At 69.8% G+C, this 15,925-nt stretch carries 15 protein-coding genes; 4 read left to right on the top strand and 11 right to left on the bottom strand.

What is annotated here, in order from left to right; translation table 11 throughout:
- Window positions 1–463: 463 nt before the first annotated feature.
- Genes QSK30_RS17405 through QSK30_RS17395 form a run of 3 tightly spaced genes read right to left on the bottom strand, consistent with a single transcriptional unit; the run spans window position 464 to window position 3,877 of the window.
- Window positions 464–1,234, bottom strand: a complete 771-nt coding sequence (locus QSK30_RS17405) for a hypothetical protein (RefSeq protein WP_285504015.1) — start codon at window positions 1,232–1,234, stop codon at window positions 464–466.
- Entirely contained in the window at window positions 1,227–2,792 is a 1,566-nt protein-coding gene (locus QSK30_RS17400; protein WP_285504012.1) for a vWA domain-containing protein, read from the bottom strand. Before QSK30_RS17400 ends, QSK30_RS17405 begins: the two co-directional genes overlap by 8 nt.
- The gene (locus QSK30_RS17395) at window positions 2,780–3,877 is read right to left on the bottom strand and encodes a hypothetical protein (protein WP_285504010.1); all 1,098 of its coding nucleotides are present in this window, start codon (window positions 3,875–3,877) and stop codon (window positions 2,780–2,782) included. Before QSK30_RS17395 ends, QSK30_RS17400 begins: the two co-directional genes overlap by 13 nt.
- A gap of 366 nt (window positions 3,878–4,243) precedes the next feature.
- On the opposite strand from QSK30_RS17395, the gene QSK30_RS17390 reads away from it, so the two are divergent.
- On the top strand, window positions 4,244–5,599 hold the full coding sequence (locus QSK30_RS17390; protein WP_285504007.1) for a hypothetical protein: 1,356 nt from the start codon (window positions 4,244–4,246) through the stop codon (window positions 5,597–5,599).
- Here the strand turns inward: QSK30_RS17390 and QSK30_RS17385 are convergent.
- Entirely contained in the window at window positions 5,559–6,143 is a 585-nt protein-coding gene (locus QSK30_RS17385) for a TetR/AcrR family transcriptional regulator (protein WP_285504005.1), read from the bottom strand. The two genes, QSK30_RS17390 and QSK30_RS17385, sit on opposite strands and share 41 nt — an antisense overlap.
- A gap of 114 nt (window positions 6,144–6,257) precedes the next feature.
- Here QSK30_RS17385 and QSK30_RS17380 point away from each other — a divergent pair, with 114 nt between their 5' ends.
- Together QSK30_RS17380 and QSK30_RS17375 are read left to right on the top strand one after the other, a co-directional pair.
- Complete coding sequence (locus QSK30_RS17380) at window positions 6,258–6,950, top strand: type 1 glutamine amidotransferase domain-containing protein (protein ID WP_285504004.1); 693 nt, start codon at window positions 6,258–6,260, stop codon at window positions 6,948–6,950.
- 389 nt (window positions 6,951–7,339) lie between these two features.
- Window positions 7,340–7,489, top strand: a complete 150-nt coding sequence (locus QSK30_RS17375) for an RHS repeat-associated core domain-containing protein (RefSeq protein WP_285504002.1) — start codon at window positions 7,340–7,342, stop codon at window positions 7,487–7,489.
- Between the two features lie 61 nt (window positions 7,490–7,550).
- Here the strand turns inward: QSK30_RS17375 and QSK30_RS17370 are convergent, their stop codons facing one another.
- From QSK30_RS17370 to QSK30_RS17350, 5 genes are all read right to left on the bottom strand, one after another.
- Window positions 7,551–8,258, bottom strand: a complete 708-nt coding sequence (locus QSK30_RS17370; RefSeq protein ID WP_285504021.1) for a DUF899 family protein — start codon at window positions 8,256–8,258, stop codon at window positions 7,551–7,553.
- 253 nt (window positions 8,259–8,511) lie between these two features.
- Window positions 8,512–9,327: an ABC transporter permease gene (locus QSK30_RS17365; protein ID WP_285504000.1), complete on the bottom strand. Its 816-nt coding sequence runs from the start codon at window positions 9,325–9,327 to the stop codon at window positions 8,512–8,514.
- Window positions 9,324–10,283, bottom strand: a complete 960-nt coding sequence (locus QSK30_RS17360; RefSeq protein ID WP_285503998.1) for an ATP-binding cassette domain-containing protein — start codon at window positions 10,281–10,283, stop codon at window positions 9,324–9,326. Before QSK30_RS17360 ends, QSK30_RS17365 begins: the two co-directional genes overlap by 4 nt.
- Window positions 10,284–10,313: 30 nt before the next feature.
- Window positions 10,314–11,159 (bottom strand): DUF4097 family beta strand repeat-containing protein, encoded by an 846-nt coding sequence (locus QSK30_RS17355; protein WP_285503996.1) that lies wholly within the window; start codon window positions 11,157–11,159, stop codon window positions 10,314–10,316.
- A 92-nt stretch (window positions 11,160–11,251) separates the two neighbouring features.
- The gene (locus tag QSK30_RS17350) at window positions 11,252–11,785 is read right to left on the bottom strand and encodes a toxin-antitoxin system HicB family antitoxin (protein ID WP_285503995.1); all 534 of its coding nucleotides are present in this window, start codon (window positions 11,783–11,785) and stop codon (window positions 11,252–11,254) included.
- Between the two features lie 369 nt (window positions 11,786–12,154).
- Between QSK30_RS17350 and QSK30_RS17345 the strand changes: the two genes are divergently transcribed.
- On the top strand, window positions 12,155–12,553 hold the full coding sequence (locus QSK30_RS17345) for a hypothetical protein (RefSeq protein WP_285503994.1): 399 nt from the start codon (window positions 12,155–12,157) through the stop codon (window positions 12,551–12,553).
- A 511-nt stretch (window positions 12,554–13,064) separates the two neighbouring features.
- On the opposite strand, the gene QSK30_RS17340 is transcribed toward QSK30_RS17345, so the two are convergent.
- Both QSK30_RS17340 and QSK30_RS17335 read right to left on the bottom strand, forming a co-directional pair.
- On the bottom strand, window positions 13,065–14,045 hold the full coding sequence (locus QSK30_RS17340; protein WP_285503993.1) for a gamma-glutamylcyclotransferase: 981 nt from the start codon (window positions 14,043–14,045) through the stop codon (window positions 13,065–13,067).
- A gap of 191 nt (window positions 14,046–14,236) precedes the next feature.
- The gene (locus QSK30_RS17335; RefSeq protein WP_285503991.1) at window positions 14,237–15,775 is read right to left on the bottom strand and encodes an FAD-dependent oxidoreductase; all 1,539 of its coding nucleotides are present in this window, start codon (window positions 15,773–15,775) and stop codon (window positions 14,237–14,239) included.
- Between the last annotated feature and the right edge of the window lie 150 nt (window positions 15,776–15,925).

The raw sequence follows: 15,925 nt of genomic DNA, 5'->3' as shown, positions 1-15,925 counted from the left end.
GTCCAGGAACTGGCTGTGTAGGAACTTCCATATTCCCAGACAGAAGGTCATCCCCAAACCGCACTCCGGACACACCCAGCGTGGTCACCAAACGTGGAAGATCAACTACCACAAGTGATCATGATCTCGCCCTGGGTGCCGGGGCTAGGTGTGCCGGCCTATGAAAAAGCACCTTTCGAAGCGGGCTTCTTGGACGAGATCAGTCCTGGCTACTTTTGAGCCCAGATCGGGACCACCCGTTTCGTTCCGGTCAACCTCTCCCGTGCGGCCCTCCCGGTCATGCGCGCCAACGCCTTTCGCCAAGCAAGCGCCCACCGCGACCTGTCCAACAGCCTCTCCTATGACACATGAGCCGGATACAACATTGCGGGTGGTGCGTATGCGGCCATGGCCGTGAGCTGCGCGGCCGAAGGTCAGGAGCAGTCCGGGGATGGTGCAGGGACGCCCGCACGGGGCGCAGGGGTCAGCGGAAGATCACCAGGGGGTCGACGACGAGCTCGAGCCGGTCGTCGTCCCACATGACGACCTTGCCGACGCACTGGGCGGAGGCCATGGGCAGCTCCTTGACGCGCAGGCCGCTCAGCACGCACCTGACGCGCATGGTGGGCCCCTCCCCCGGTTTGCCGGTGCCGTAGGGGGCCAGGAAGACGGCGCCTTCCTCGCTGTTCGGGTCGCGGTGCAGGACGGCCGAGATCGACACGTACACGCCCACCATGTCGGAGAGCCTGGTGTCGCCGCCGCCGGGGCCCTGGGCGAGCAGCTTCTCCCGGGCGGTGTGCCAGGGGACCCGCTGGTGCCGGAGGTCGACGTGGACGATGTTGTGCTCGCGGTCGAGGATGTCGACGACCAGCCGGACGACGGTGATCGGTTCGGCCTCCTGCACGAACTTCGTGACGACCTCCTGCGAGACGGACGCCTCGCCCTTCGCGTCGACGCCGGGCACGACCAGGCCCAGGACCGCGCCCTTGCTGCTGGTGATCCGGCGTTCGACCTCGCTGCGGAGCGCGGAGTTGTTGCCCCGGTAGGTGTCCATGACCGCGTCGTTGTCCAGGTACCAGATCTGGCCGTGGACGTGGTTGCGGCGCAGGGCCCCGTGGTTGTCGGCGAGTTCGACCCGGCGGGTCCGCACCAGCACCACCAGGACCACGGTGGCGGCCAGCGCCAGCGACACGGCCCCGCCCCACAGCAGCACCCAGGGCCACCACACGGCCCACCACAGACCACTGTCAGTCACAGCCGCGGATCTCCTTGAACGCGGTGGACAAGGACGTCGCGGTCGCGTCGACCATGTGCCCGCCCGTGGTGGTGGCGACGCGGTCGAGCTCCGCGGCGCTGGCCTCGCCGAACCGGATGGTGTAGGTGCGAACAGCGCGAGCCGGGAAGTCCGGCGCCGACCACTTGGCGAGGAAGTCCTCAGCGCTCGGGCCCGCGTTGTTGAGTCCGTCGGTCATCAGCACGACCGACACGACCCGGTCGGGGTCCTCGCGGAGGTGGTCGGCGGCCACCTGGTAGCCGCGTTCCAGTGCCGCCCACACCGCTGTGCCCTCGCCGAAGTCCTCGACCGCGACGAATCGCCGCAAGGCGTCCAGGTCCGCAGGCTTGGTGACCGCGACGGTCTGCTCGCCGACGATTCCTTGCGCGAACCGCACCACGGTCACCTGCTCCCCGTTGGCGAACCTGGCGAACTTGCCGCTGTCGGAGGTGTCCGCGCCACTGAGCCCCTCGAACGCCGACCGCAGGGCCGCGATCGAGGCGCCGCGCATGGAACCGGAGTAGTCCAGCACGAAGATCACATCGCGGGTCTTGGACTGGCTCTCGTAGTAGGTGAGCAGCTTGTCCACGACCTCCTGCCGGTCGGGGAAGTAGAGGGCCGTGCCGATCGGCACGCGCAGCTCCTCGATCGGTTCGACGTCGGCGGTGACCGCCCTGCGGAACGTGGTCGCCATGATCTTCCGCTGGTTGTCCGGCCGGAGCAGCCACTCGACAACGGCGTCGTAGGCCCGCCGCTTCGCCGGGTTGAGCAGCAGGACCGGGTACTCGGAGAGCACCGCCCCGTCCTTCGGGCGGATGATCTCCAGCGGGGTCCGGAGGCCACCGCGCGCGTTGAGGGAGAGCAGGGTGGACTCGTAGTTGACCACTCCGTCCAGCCCGCCCTCGTTCTTGCGGTAGGCCTCCAGCACGTCCTGCGAGGTGTCCGCGGCGACCTGGCCGGAGAACAGGCCGTGCAGGCGGTCACAGGTGACGTCCTCCGGCCGTAGCGGCTTGCCGGTGGCCGCGGCCGCGGTGGCGACCCCGATCAGTGCGGTGAGCCCGCTGCCGCTGTGCCGCGGATCGGCCATCGCGAACCGGAGCTGCCCGGTCGCCGCCATCTCGGCGATGTCGGCCCAGGAGACCTGCCCGTTGACCGCGCCCGCCCGCAACGCCGTGGCGATCGCGGGTTTCACCCCGATGGCCACAGAGGACACCATGGTGTGCTTGGAAAGCGGGGGTTCGCCGGTGTGGCCGGAGGTCGCCAGCTTGAGCTGGAAGTAGCTGTCGGTGGACAGCCACGCCAGGTCGTGGTGATCACGGCCGAGGGGCACGAGCGCGTTGCTGGCGTCGACGGTGCCCTGGTAGTCCAGCCGCAACCGGACACCGGTGTCCTCGCGCAGCTCGTCCAGCAGGGGTTGCATGTCCACGAGCTCGGAGCTGGCCAGCACCGTCAACTCGTCCTCGGGCGAGTCGGACCCGCACCCGGTCAACGCGGTCGCCGCCAGGAGGCAGACCGCGCCGAGCACCCTCAGCCGGGACAAGACGACACCGCCTTGATCATCGCTTCCAGCTCGGCCAGCTCCGGGGCGACCACAGTGGACTTGATCTGCGGCGGGGCCGGGATGTGCTTGTCGTCGAGCAGGCGGTTGAGCGACTCCCCGTCACCCTGGACGGTGTTGAGCTGGTACCCCAGTTCGACGGCGCGGACGCGCAGGTTCTCGTCGCTGTTGAGCAGCTTGCCGAGCTCCTCCCCCTTGGGGCTCAACGGGATGAACTCGGGCTCGGCGATCAGCTGGATGTCGGGGTAGAGCAGCACCCGGTCGCGGTCGAGGCCCGCGGGTCTGGCGGCCCGCTTGATCTGGTGCTCCAGGTACTGGTGTTCGTAGATCACCACGATCGGTTTCGTCCTGGCTACGTTGGCGTCCGAGAGGTAGGTGGTGGCGAGGGCGTCGTCGGTGCGACCCTGTCCGTCGAGCAGGCCCTTGATGTCTCGCCCGAGCTTGTCGGCGGCCACCACGTCGGTGGGCACCTTTCCACCACCGCGGTCGTGGGCCACCAGCGTGAGGTAGCCCGCCGCGGAGTTCGCCGAGCAGAAATCCGATGTCTGGGCCACGACCACGTTGTCTATCTTTTGCCCGCCGTTGTGCTGTTGGATGCCCAAATCCGACCAACGCGCGCCACCGGCGACCTGATCGAGGAATTTCTTCATGTTCAGCGTGTAGTACATCGACGTGGAATCACCGCTCACCGATTCGACGATTCCACGGTCCCGCAACGTCTCCGCGAACTCCCGGAAGGTCGCGAGGACCAAGGGACTCGTGAACACCTTCACCGGATCCCGCACCTGAGCGCCCGCCTTCGCCCTGATCTGCTTGGCGGCGGGGGCGCCCGACGGGAACGCGAAGTCCTTGTTCGCCAGGTCGTGGCCCAGGATGCTGCGCGAGCCCACATCGGTGACATGCACCTTGATGTGGTGACTCGCCAGTTCCCGCCGCACCGTCTCGTCGTTGAAGAACGCCCCCTTCGAACCGGTGATCCCCTCGATCTCCTCGGTTCCCTCGAATGGGACGAAAATGTTTCCGGTGACCAGCAGGAGAATGACGCCGCCCACAGCGAAAACCGACATGGGCAGGAAAACCCGCCGAAACAGGCGCCGCCGGTGGACCGGAAGCGGGCCCGGCTCCAAACGCAGGAGCGGCTCAGTCGTCACCACAAAACAGCCCCTATCGGTACAACTCCCGACATAGCCGGACCAGGGTCGCGCACACCGTGGGATAGATCGTTCCGCCCAGCGGTGGCGTTACGGGTGAACAAGTCGAAGCGAACAACCGGCGATCGGACCCGGAGCTGTCAACTATTTGTCCGTTCTTTGACCGCGGGCGACACGCGGCGCCGGTCGTCCTCTGGTAGAGGGGCATTCTTCCTCTGGCGTCCTCGGCCGCGCCAAGACCACGATCGCCATGGAAAAGCCCCACGAGGGAGGAGTGTCGGGATGCAGACCACCAGGTCCCGCGCGACCCGGCTGGCGGGCGGTGTGCTCTTGGTGCCGCTGGTGTTCACGCCGACCACCGCGGCCGCGGCCGTACCGCACGACGCGGTACGCCTTGTCGAACTGGCCCCCCTGCCCGGTGATGGCACCACCTTCGCCAGGGACATCAACGACGACGGCGTCATCGTCGGCTACTCGGCCGAGCCGGGATCGCTGTCGCCCCGGCGGGCCGTGCGCTGGGACGTGGCGGGAAACCCGACAGACCTGGGCACGCTGGGTGGTGCCGTCAGCACGGCGATGTCGGTGAGCGCCAACGGGTTGATCGCCGGTTCCGGACAGCTGGCGAACGGCGCGTACCACGCGGTTCGGTGGGACCGGCACGGCCGGATCACCGACCTGGGCGCGCTCGCGGGTGGGACCACGAGTGGTGCCAGCGACGTCGCCGTCGACGGGACGGTCGTCGGGTCCGCCATCGGACCGGACGGGCACGGGCACGCGGTCAAGTGGGATCCCCGGGGCCACGTCATCGAACTGCCGTCACCGCCGGGAACCGAGGCGAGTTGGGCAGGCATGGTCAACTCCCGGGGTGATGTCCTCGGCGGGGCGACCACCCACTTGGGCGTGATCACCGCGCTGCGGTGGGACCGCGACGGCACCCTGACCGTCCTGCCAGACCTGGGTGTGAACCCCTCCTACGGCTGGGGCCTGGCTCACGACGGCACGGCGGTGGGGCAGGTCGATGCCTACCCGGTGCTCTGGACCCGCTCGGGCGCCTTGGTCCGACTCTCCGGTCAGCGCGGCAACGCGAGCGCCGTCGGTGCCGATGGCACCGTTGTCGGCTACGTGGACGACCACGCCGTCCGTTGGGACAGGCGCGGGAAGATGACCACGCTGGACACCCCACCGGGCGGCGGTATGAGTTGGGGGCGAGGTGTCAACACCCGCCGCTACACCGTCGGCAACACCGTGCGGGTGGACCTGGGCGTGGGACGAGCCGTGCGCTGGGACCCGGACGGTCGCGCCGTGGAACTCACCAGCCCCGCCGACGCCGGGGACGGCGGGGCCGACAAGATCAACGACCGCGGCATGATCATCGGCGCTTTCGCGCGGCTCACCGGAGGCGCCCGCGCGGTGCTTTGGCTGCGAGACGGCGGGACACGCCGTCGCCCGATGACCGGCGCTCGGCAGTCGGGCGGGAGATCTCCTCGACGTCTCCGGGGCGGGCGCACCTTCCTCTGCGGATCTTGGTGGGTTCACCTGAACGCCGGAAGCGGCACGGCCTGTCGGAGCCGTTGCCGCCGCCGTTCGCGCTGCGGCCTCACGCCGGAAGTGGACCGCGGTCTGTCGCGAGCACGGTGATCGCGGTGGCGGCGACGCGGTCGAAGACAGCGACGTCGTTGTGGGCCCTGGCCACGAGGACGGCGCCCTCCAGCGTGGCGAGGAGGGTGGCGGCGAGGTCGTCGGGGTCTTGTCGCGGGGTTCTCGCGAGTCCGCCGTTGTCGATGACGGTGGCCAACCACAACCGGTTGAGGCGGAAGAACTCGGCGACCCCGGCGGCGATCGTGGGGGGAACGGCGGCGATCTCGGCCGCCAGCACCCCGCACAGGCACGCCTCGCCGTCGGTCAGGCCCTCGCGGTACAGCGCGGCGTACCGGGCGAGCGCGTCGACGGGGCCGGTGGCGAGCTCATCGATGTCGGCCAGCCGGGCCTGGAACCGTTCGGTGTAGCGGGACACCAACTCGACGCCGAGGTGTTCCTTGGTCGCGAAGTGGTGGTGGACGCTTGCCTTGCGGATACCGAGTTCCACCGCGAGGTCCGCGTAGCTGAACGCGCAGTAGCCCCGGGTGCGGACCAGCCGCGTCGCGTGGTCGAGCAGGGCGCCTCGGGTGTCGACACGGTCCATGGCCACCACCCTACCTGTCGATAGGTAGGCGTGACGGCAGTCTCACCGCCTTGACGGCCCACTCGCGGATCGACAGCCTATCTACTAGTAGGTAGAGCAACCGAAGGAGCGCTCATGACCCGTCCCCGGCGGATCCTCGTCACGATGTCCTCGCACGCCGACCTCGGCGTCAGCGGCAAGAAGACCGGCACCTGGTTCGAAGAGGTCGCCACCCCGTACTACGTGTTCACCGAGGCCGGTTTCCAGGTCGTCTTCGCCTCGCCCCGGGGCGGGGAGGCACCCCTCGACCACCTCAGCCTGCGGGCACCGTTCACCACGGCGAACACCGACCGGTTCCTCGACGACCCGGCCGGGACGCGCGCCATCCGGGAGACCGCCCAGCTGGCCGACGTCGACCACCGCGACTTCGACGCGCTGTTCTTCCCCGGCGGCTACGGCCTGCTGTGGGACCTGGCCGCCGACTCGCGGGTGATCCGCATGGTCGAGCACGCCCTGGCCGGGGGCACACCGGTCGCCATGGTCTGCCACGCCCCCGGCATCCTGCGCGACGTCAAGTCACCCGACGGAACCCCGTACGTGGCCGGGCGCACCGTCACCGGGTTCGCCAACACCGAGGACGACGAACTGGACCTGTCCCGCCACCTGCTCTTCTCACTGGAGGACGACCTGATCATGCGAGGCGCGAACTTCACGAGGTCGACGGCCAACTGGCTGCCCAACGTCGTGCAGGACGGGCCGCTGATCACCGGGCAGAACCCGGCCAGCGCCCCGGTGATCGCCAAAACCCTCACCGACCACCTCGCCTGACCCCGCGCCGGGGCGGTAAACCACCGGCAGACATCCATCGCGGCGGAGGAGATCACTGCCGGCGACCAGGATCAGGTTGCCTGCCACCCGTGGCCCGGGCCGGTGCCGTCAAGATCAGATGATGCATTGACGACAAGCCCTGCCCCTCAAGGGGGACAGGGCTTGTCGTGCACAAGCCGGAATTCTTACTGCGACAGTCGTTGGGGCGATCAGGCTCGATTCCCACAGTCTTTCCAGAACGTCGAGGATCTGCTCGCGCATGACATCGGTGACGTGGCCACGGCTCGGCCGGTTACCTTCGCCGCCGGCGACCCCCAGACGCGCCGTCACGTGCACGACTACAACATTTCACCATGCGAAGCGGGCCCGCGGACCAAGGAGCGACCTCGATGGACAGCGAGTACGACCCGGCCCTCGGCCGGTTCACCAGCGTCGCCCCGAGGCTCGACCTGGGCGATCCGCAGTCGTGGACCGGGTACGCCTACGCGAACGACAACCCGGTCGACCTGGCCGACCGGTGGCCGAGATCGGCGCGCTGACGCGCCTGGGATTCGCGGCCACCGCGCACGGCACTTCGGTCGAACAGAGCCAAAACGGTCTTTACGACATCGAGGTGCCGAGGTCGTCGTCGCGGCCCGCCTCGAGGCGGGACCACTGGGCGGTCGGGCGGCCGTCCAGCTGGAACTGGCCGCCCTCGGCACCCCAGTGCTGCGGCCAGCCCGCAGGCGAGTCCTCCCAGAGCTCCTGCCTGCCGTGGACGGTCAGGTCCAGCAGTCCGTACGACGGCGCCATCAGCTCGTTGCCGCGGCCGGTGGTCCAGTAGGTCTCGAAGACCTGGTCGCCGTCGCGGAGGTAGCTGACCAGGATGCCGAAGTGGCGACCCGCCAACAACCGGTCCACCGCGTCCCCCGGGACGGAGAACCAGGGAACCGTCCAGCCCATGAAGTCCCGGTAGCGCGAGCTCTCCTCGTACGGCCCTTGGCAGAACGTGGCGTAGCCGACGTCACGCGAGTTCAGATAGGACAGTTCGGTGATGTGGGTCGTGGAGAACGTGCAGCCCTCGCACTGTTGTGCCGCGGGCTTCCCGGTGTGCCACATCTGGAAGTAGGCGATCAACTGGGACCGGCCGTCGAAGACATCGATCAACGGCACCGGACCGCCCGCCCCGATCAGCGGGGTTCGCGGGTCGACCTCGACCATCGGCAGCCTGCGGCGTCGGGCGGCCAGCGCGTCCCCGGCCCTGGTGTGGGCCTTCTCCAGGACCCGGAGTTGGTCGACCTCCGCCTGCCAGGCCTGCCGATCGGTGATCTGCGGGAGAGGACGTCCACCCGCCTGCGGCTCCGTCTTGCGAGGTGTCTAGCCCACGTGGCGGGTACGGCACAACCCCACCGACCGCCGGACCAAACGGTCGTCGCAGCTCGATCTGTCCACTCTGGACCTGACCGAGCGCCTAAATCGGCTCTGCTGCTGGGTTGGACAAGTCCGGGCACACCGCGCGCCCGGCTGGTCGAGGTGTGCTCGTCCAGTCGGGCGGTGGTGGATCGGTTGGGACCACGGGCTCTCAGTGCACGGACTCGCGGTTGAACAGGCGCTTCGACCAGAGGTATCCGCCCAGTCCGATGACGGCGCACCAGGCCAGGGCGATCCAGGCGTTGTTGCCGACGGGCTTGTCCATGAGCAGGCCGCGCAGGGTCTCGATGATCGGGGTGAACGGCTGGTACTCGGCGAACCAGCGCAGGACGGTGGGCATGGAGTCGGTGGGGACGAACCCGCTCCCGAGGAAGGGCAGCAGTACCAGGGGCATCGGGAGGTTGCTCGCGGTTTCCACGCTCTTGCTCACCTGGCCGAGTGCCACCGCGAGCCAGACCAGGGCGACGGTCACCACCACGAGGAACCCCGCGGTGGCCAGCCACCCGCCCAGGCCCGCGGTGGGGCGGAAGCCGACCAGCAGCGCCACGCCGATCACGAACGTCAGGCTGAACAGGGCCTGGATGAGGCTGCCCAGGACGTGTCCGGTCAGCACCGACACGCGGGCGATGTGCATGGTGCGGAACCGGGCGATGACGCCCTCGGTCAGGTCCATCGCGATCGAGATCGCGGTCCCCTGGATCGTGGCCGTCACGGTCATCAGGATGATCGCGGGCGCCACGTAGTTGGCGTACTCGGCGCGGCCGCCGGACAGCCCGCCCAGGCCCGCGCCCAGCGTGCCGCCGAAGACGAAGACGAACAGCAGCAGGAAGACGATCGGCATCCCGACGAGCATCACGGTCATCGACGGGTAGCGCAGCATCCGCTTGAGGTTGCGGCGCAGCATGGTCGCGGAGTCGCGCAGCGGGTAGAAGCGAAGGCCGGCGGGGGCGGTGGTGCTGGTGCTCATGGCGTGGTCACCTTCTCCTTGGCGGGGTTGCCGGTGAGGGCGAGGAAGACGTCGTCGAGGTCGGGGGTGTGCACGGAGAGCTCGTCGACCTCGACGGCCCGGTCGTCGAGCAGCCCGATCAGGGTCTTGAGCGAGCGCAGGCTGCCGTCGCTGGGCACCCGCAGGGTGAGCGCGTCGGTGTCGCGCGAGACCTGGTCGAGCACGCGCAGGGCCGCGTCGAGGCGCTCCGCGTCGGCGAACCGCAGGCGGACGTGCCCACCGGGGATGCGGCGCTTGAGCTCCGCCGCGGTCCCCTCGGCGACGACCCGCCCCTGGTCGAGCAGGGCGATCCGGTCGGCCAACTCGTCGGCCTCCGCCAGGTACTGCGTGGTCAGCAGGATGGTGACGCCGTCGGCCACCAGCTCCCGGATGATCTGCCACATGCCCCGGCGGCTGCGCGGGTCCAGCCCGGTGGTCGGCTCGTCGAGGAAGATCACCCGCGGGCTGCCGACCAGGGTCATCGCCAGGTCGAGCCTGCGCCGCATGCCCCCGGAGTAGGTGGAGACCGGCTTCCCGGCCGCCTCGACCAGGTCGAACCGCTCCAGCAGCTCGGCCGCGCGCTGCCTGCCCGCGCGGCGGGCGAGGTGGTGCAGGTCCGCCATCAGCAGCAGGTTCTCCTCGCCGGTGAGCAGGTTGTCCACCGCCGAGAACTGCCCGGTGACACCGATCGCGGCGCGCACCGCGTCCGGTTCGCGGGTGAGGTCGTGCCCGGCGACCCGGACCTCGCCCGCGTCGGCACTGAGCAAAGTGGACAGGATCTTGACCGTGGTGGTCTTGCCCGCGCCGTTCGCGCCGAGCAGCGCGAACACGGTGCCCTGCCGCACCTCGAGCTCGAGGCCGTCGAGCACGACGTGGTCGCCGAACGACTTGCGCAGTCCGGTCACCGCGATCGCGGCCCGGGATTGCTTGCTGGTCATGGGTTTCCCTTCCCCAGGGTCGGAGGTGGATCAGGAGCGGTGGATGGTGATGTCGCCGAAGGAGGTGCGGCCGCGCACCTCGACGGTCTCGTCGGCCTCCTCGGGCCGGGGGGCGTTCTCCAGCAGGTTGCGCACGTGCCCGAAGCCGGTGCTCACCTCGAGCCAGGCGGCGGTGCCCTCGGCGATGCCGATCTCCAGGTTGCCGGTGGCGGTCCCGAGCGCGACCGAGCCGCGGACCACCTCACCGAGGCGGATGTTGCCGTTGGAGGACTTCGCGTCCACCCCGGCACCGGCCCGGTCGACGGAGATGGCGCCGTTGGCCGAGCGCACCCTCAGGTCACCGGTGACCGAGTCGACCGCGGTGTCGCCGTTGGAGTTCCGGATGACGGCGGGGCCGTCGACCTCCCCGATCTGGATCTTGCCGGTGCCGGTGGAGACCTCCGCGGTGCCCGCGACCCCGTCCACGGTGACCTGACCGGCCGAGGTCTCCAGGCGCAGCGAGCCGGTCCGCTCGAGCCAGAAGTTGCCGGCGGAGGTCTTGAGCCCGCACTCCCCCAGCCTGCCGGTGGAGCGGAAGTCGCCCATCCGGGTGTCGGCGGAGACCCGGGAGCCGCTGGGCAGCTCGATGGTCACCTCGACCGACCTGGTCTTGCGGGAGAAGTCGAAGACGCGCGCCTTCGGGCCGGTGACCCGGAGCAGCCCGTTGGTGTGGTCGACCCGCACCTGCTGGGCGGCCTGCACGTCGGACTCGTCGGACTCGTCGCTCGGGCGGACCTCGACGACCGTGTCAGTCCGGTCGCTCGCGACGATCCGGACGTTGCCGACGCCGAGTTCGAGGGTGACCGAGATCGGTTGGGGCGTGTCGTATTTGGGCATGGTTGTCCCCGCATCTTGGGTAGTTGTGCCGTCCCCGCAGGTCGGGGGCTCGGTGTGGGAGGAGCTGGTGGGCGTTGTGGCGAACGGTGTGGCTAGCGGACCCAGCCGGTGAACTGCTGCTTGGCCCGCTTGCCGCCCGCGCGCGGCTCGGGGCGCTGCTCGCGATCGGAGCGCTGGAGGGCGAGGGCCGCCGCCCGGGCCAGCCAGGCGTTGACCGACCGGCCCTCCTTGGCCGCGGCCTCCTCGACCGCGGCCTTGAGCTGCTCGGGCAGGCGCACGTTGATCCGCGCGGCGGGACCGTCCTCGGCGATCAGCAGGCCGGTCTCCGGTGTGCCGTCCCCGGTCGGCGCGACGTCCTCGGCCGCGAGCCCGGTCTGTTCCACCGGCGGCGAGGTCACGACGAAGTTCGGATCGCGGCCGCGCAGGCGCAGCTCGACCGAACCCGGTGCCAGGTCCCGGCTGATCTCGTCGGCGGCGGCCGAGAGAGCGTCCAGCAAGGTCATCCGGATGGCCGACTCGAGCGATCCGGTCAGGCGCTCGACCAGCGCACGCGCCTCGTCACCGCCTGCCTCGGCCAGCGTGGCGAACTCACGTCCGAGGTTGCTCACATGCGTGGTCAAATCCATGGTGCCATCATGGCACACGCATGGCACACGAGCAAGCCGTCTTGGCTCAGAAGCGGCGCACTCATGGCGCGCGCTGGCACGGTCGGCGCGAGAACCGCAGATCAGAACCGAATCAGCGGATCCAGAGCGGTAAATGAACCGCAGATGCGGAGTCTTACCCATCTGTGAGCGGTTCCGTCGCGAAGAACCGTCGAGTGAGCCAGCCGCCAGTCGCGGGGTCGGGCCGCTGAGTGGGAGGCGTTCCACGATGCTGACGTTGATCCTGATCGGAACTGTTCGGGGCCTGATCACCGGTGTCGCCGTGCATCCTGCCGGTGCTGCCGGTGGCGTTCTTCGCGGGCGGGTCACGTCAGCCTGCGGTGGCCGGCAGTGGCACCGACTCCGGTGGTGCCCGTCGCGGCCCGGCCGCGGCGGAAGACGCGCAACCGCAGGCCGTACGCGGTGATCGGCGGCCTGGTGCTGAGCTTCACGGTGTTCACCATGCTCGGCGCGCTGCCGATCAAGGCCCTCGGCCTGCCGGACGAATCCTGCGTGGTGGGCCTGATTGTGCTGTCCGTGGTCGGGCTGAGCCTGCTGATCCCGCAGCTGGAACGCCTGCTGGAACGGCCGTTCGCGCGGCTGCCGCAGCACCAGGTCAACCCGAACGGCACCGGCTTCGGGCTGGGCCTGGGACTCGGGCTGCTCTACGTGCCGTGCGCCGGTCGGTGCTGGCGGCCATCACCATGGCCGCGGCCAACGGCAAGATCGGCGTGGAGACCGTCGCGCTGACCATCGCCTTCGCCATCGGCGCCACCGCGCCGCTGCTGCTCTTCGCCCTCGCCGGGGCCAAGATCTCCGAGCGGGTCTCGTTCTTCCGCGACCACAACCGTGCGGTGCGCGCCGGACTGCGAGTCGCCGGTGTGCACACGCCCGAGTTCGCCTTCGAGCGCGACCTGGGCAACGTGGAGAGCGCCACCCGGAAGGTCCGTTACTTCAAGCTCGGCGAGGGCGCCTACGACCAGACCGAGAAAGCTGGTCCGCGAACTGCTCCAGCAGAACCGCCCCGGCGTCGCCCTGCCCGCCCCGGGCGAACTGGCCGACGCGACGCCGAGCGATCAGCGGGGCACCCGCGAGACCTACCTGAACTTCGTCGAGCTGCCCAAGACCTTCGTCTCCGGTGGCCCCCAGTTCATCCGCGAGCGGGACAACCACTACCGGTTAGCTCGGGCGCGTGGTGGACAGGGACGCACGACGACAGTGCCGAACGCGGACACTCGCCACAGGGTCGGGCCCGCTGTCGTCAGGTGCCCGCGCTGTCCAGATACGCCCAGGCAGTGGCACCCGAGCCCAAGCGGACCGGGACGCGGCGGTAGTCGTCGACCTCGTAGTCGTCGGCGGCGGCCAGTTCCGTTGTGGTGACTTTGAAAACCGTGCCGGGCACGGCATCGGCCGGATCGGCGGAGGGCCGCACGATGGGGTGCTTGTCGGTCCCGCTGTCCGCGATCACCGCGGGGTCGGTGACGCTCACCCAGTCGGTGCGGTGGCCCGGCAGGGTGTCGGGGACACCGACGAGTTCCCGGCCGAACCGCGCCACCTGCACGCTCGGCAGGCGCAGGGTGCCGTAGGAGAACAACTGGGCCGTAGCTGACTGAGGGCCGCCGATCCGGCGCAGGACCAGACTGTCCACATCGTCCCAGCCCACCAGGATAGTGGCTCGCCGCAAGGGTTCCTCTTTGGACAGATAGCGCAGGTGGGTCGGCTCGGGTCGCGGGTCGTTGGCGCCCTCGGCCGCATCCGGCGCTAGGGCGGGGTCGGTGTCCAGGTACACCACCTCGTCCCACAGCGCGGCCAGTGGTTCGCACTGGAGGAAACTGCCGTCCACCACCGCGACCGCGTCGTCCGGGGCGATCGCCGCGGGTTCTTCGACGGGCTGGTCAACGTCCAGATCGATAACCCCGGGGTGGTAGCGGCGGTCGCCGTCGGGGCCGAGTGGGAGCAGCACGGCGCTCGCGAACGCGGGAAAGTCGTAGGCGTTCAGGTAGTTGCCCGGCGCGTGGCGATAGCGGAGGCCGGCCGTGGACAGATAGACCGCGGGTCGCCCGCGCTCCTCGATCGCGGCGACCAGCGCGCGGGCGAAGGCGGTCTTGCCCGCGGCGGCGACGCCGTCGACGGCGACCCGCAGCGGATGGCCCGGCCGGTGGGCGAGCAAGTGGTCGGCGATGCGGTTGACCACCCGGTCACGAGCGGGCCCACTCACCGCGTCGGCGATCAACTCGGTCACGCGGTCGACCCTAACAAACACCGGGGCGGGTACCGCCGTGACGACGGCGATACCCGCCAAGGGCAGGTGGCTCTTGCGCTGTCTGCCGCTCAAGGGCGAAGGATGCGGCGGCACGCGGTACTTCCACCTCCCACCCGCGGGCGGGCAGTGGCAGAACGTCGGCAAAACCGATCAGCCCCTCCGCGCGGTGGTCAGTCGACCTGAGCGGTGTCTTGAGGCCTGCCGAACCAGGTGCGCAGCGCGCCATCCAGCCGCTTGGTGTTGTCCGTGGTGTCCGAAGGGGAACCGTCGGCGGGAGCCACCCAGCACACGTACCCGTCCGGGCGGACCAGCACGGCGTCCGCCGTCAGGTCGGGGAGCTCGGGCAGGGTTGTCGCGTCGACCCGGTCAGACCACGGGCGCGCCAACTCCAGATACCGGGGATCAGTGCTGAGCAGCACGCCTCGGCCCGGGTGGAACAGGTCGCTGGCCCAACCGAGCGGCAGTTCGAGGTCGGGCAGTCTGCCACCGAGCAGCGGGTGGTCGGGCCCGTCCACCTCGTAGCGGATGTCGAACCCGGACACCATGCCCGCCAGGTGCCGGTTGGCCTCCGGCAACTTCGCCAGCTCGGTGATGAGCTGACTCATCGCCACCGTCTCCGGCGCCGGGTCTACCGGCATGGACTGCGCCCTGGTGTTGTGCAGCACGCGCGCCCCCACCGGGTGCCGTTCCGAGTGGTAGGTGTCCAGCAACCCGGCCGGAGCCCGGCCCTGGACCTCGGCGGCGAGCTTCCAGCCGAGGTTCATCGCGTCCTGCACCCCCAGGTTCAACCCCTGCCCGCCCGCCGGGAAGTGGACGTGCGCCGCGTCGCCCGCGAGCAGCACCCTGCCGACCCGGTAGTGCTCGACCTGGCGGGTGACGTTGGTGAACCGGGACGCCCAGCGGATCTCGGCGATCACCGCCCCGGCGCCGAACAGCCGCTCCACCGCGGCGGCGACCTCGGCCGTGGACACCGGCTCCGCCTGGTCCCGCTGCCCGGCCCGGGGGTCGTTGAAGATCAGCCGGAACAGACCCGGCTCGCCCAGCGGGATCAGGCCGCCCGCGCCGCCCTTCCCGTTGCCCTCCTTGGCGATCGCGTCGCTCACCGACCGCAGCCGGGTGGGCACCGCGGCGGGCAGGGCGTCGAAAGCCACGTCGGCCACGAAGGCGAACTGGCTGGCGTCGGTGCCGGGGAAGGCGACCCCGAGCCGCTTGCGCACCGCGCTGCGGCCGCCGTCGCAGCCGACCAGGTAGCGGGCCTCGATCCGCGACTCACCCGCCGTGGTGCGCACGGCGGCCGTGACACCCGCGTCGTTCTGGGTGAAGTCGAGCAGCTCGTGCCCCCGCCGAACCCGCGCCCCCAGTTCGGCGAGCCGGTCTTCCAACACCCGCTCCACACCTGCCTGCGGGATGTTCACCTGGTAGGGGTGCCGGGTCTGCCAGCCCTCGTAGCTCAGCGGCCGACCGCCGAAGTGCCCACTCCCCCACGTGCCGTGCGCGTACTCCCGCGTCGGCTCCATCAACCCGCGCAGGTCGAACACCTCGGCCGTGCGGGGTTGCAGGTTGAGCGCCTTCGACTGGCCGCTGGGCTCGGCCAACCGCTCCAGCACGACCACCTCGACCCCGGCCAACGCGAGCTCGGTGGCCAACATCAACCCGGTCGGGCCACTGCCCACCACGACTACATCGATCTTGCTCGTCTCCACGACCATCCCCCTAGGACACCGAATCGGTCAGTGCGCGGAGACAGCAGGCGGGCGACAGCGAACTCGAAGGTGGACCGCATTCCCCAGGTTGTGCCGCACTGGTTTCGACATTCACCAGGCTGTTCCCCACGCACCCGACAAGCATACCAGCGAGAC

It is taken from the genome of Actinokineospora sp. NBRC 105648, from assembly GCF_030269645.1.
Classification (GTDB): domain Bacteria; phylum Actinomycetota; class Actinomycetes; order Mycobacteriales; family Pseudonocardiaceae; genus Actinokineospora.
This window is presented reverse-complemented; position numbering and strand designations above follow the sequence as displayed.

Excerpts from the sequence above, each read along its gene's own strand:
- QSK30_RS17395 (WP_285504010.1), bottom strand. The coding sequence starts at position 3,877 with ATGTCGGTTTTCGCTGTGGGCGGCGTCATTCTCCTGCTGGTCACCGGA.
- QSK30_RS17390 (WP_285504007.1), top strand. The coding sequence starts at position 4,244 with ATGCAGACCACCAGGTCCCGCGCGACCCGGCTGGCGGGCGGTGTGCTC.
- QSK30_RS17385 (WP_285504005.1), bottom strand. The coding sequence starts at position 6,143 with ATGGACCGTGTCGACACCCGAGGCGCCCTGCTCGACCACGCGACGCGG.
- QSK30_RS17380 (WP_285504004.1), top strand. The coding sequence starts at position 6,258 with ATGACCCGTCCCCGGCGGATCCTCGTCACGATGTCCTCGCACGCCGAC.
- QSK30_RS17375 (WP_285504002.1), top strand. The coding sequence starts at position 7,340 with ATGGACAGCGAGTACGACCCGGCCCTCGGCCGGTTCACCAGCGTCGCC.
- QSK30_RS17365 (WP_285504000.1), bottom strand. The coding sequence starts at position 9,327 with ATGAGCACCAGCACCACCGCCCCCGCCGGCCTTCGCTTCTACCCGCTG.
- QSK30_RS17360 (WP_285503998.1), bottom strand. The coding sequence starts at position 10,283 with ATGACCAGCAAGCAATCCCGGGCCGCGATCGCGGTGACCGGACTGCGC.
- QSK30_RS17355 (WP_285503996.1), bottom strand. The coding sequence starts at position 11,159 with ATGCCCAAATACGACACGCCCCAACCGATCTCGGTCACCCTCGAACTC.
- QSK30_RS17350 (WP_285503995.1), bottom strand. The coding sequence starts at position 11,785 with ATGGATTTGACCACGCATGTGAGCAACCTCGGACGTGAGTTCGCCACG.
- QSK30_RS17335 (WP_285503991.1), bottom strand. The coding sequence starts at position 15,775 with ATGGTCGTGGAGACGAGCAAGATCGATGTAGTCGTGGTGGGCAGTGGC.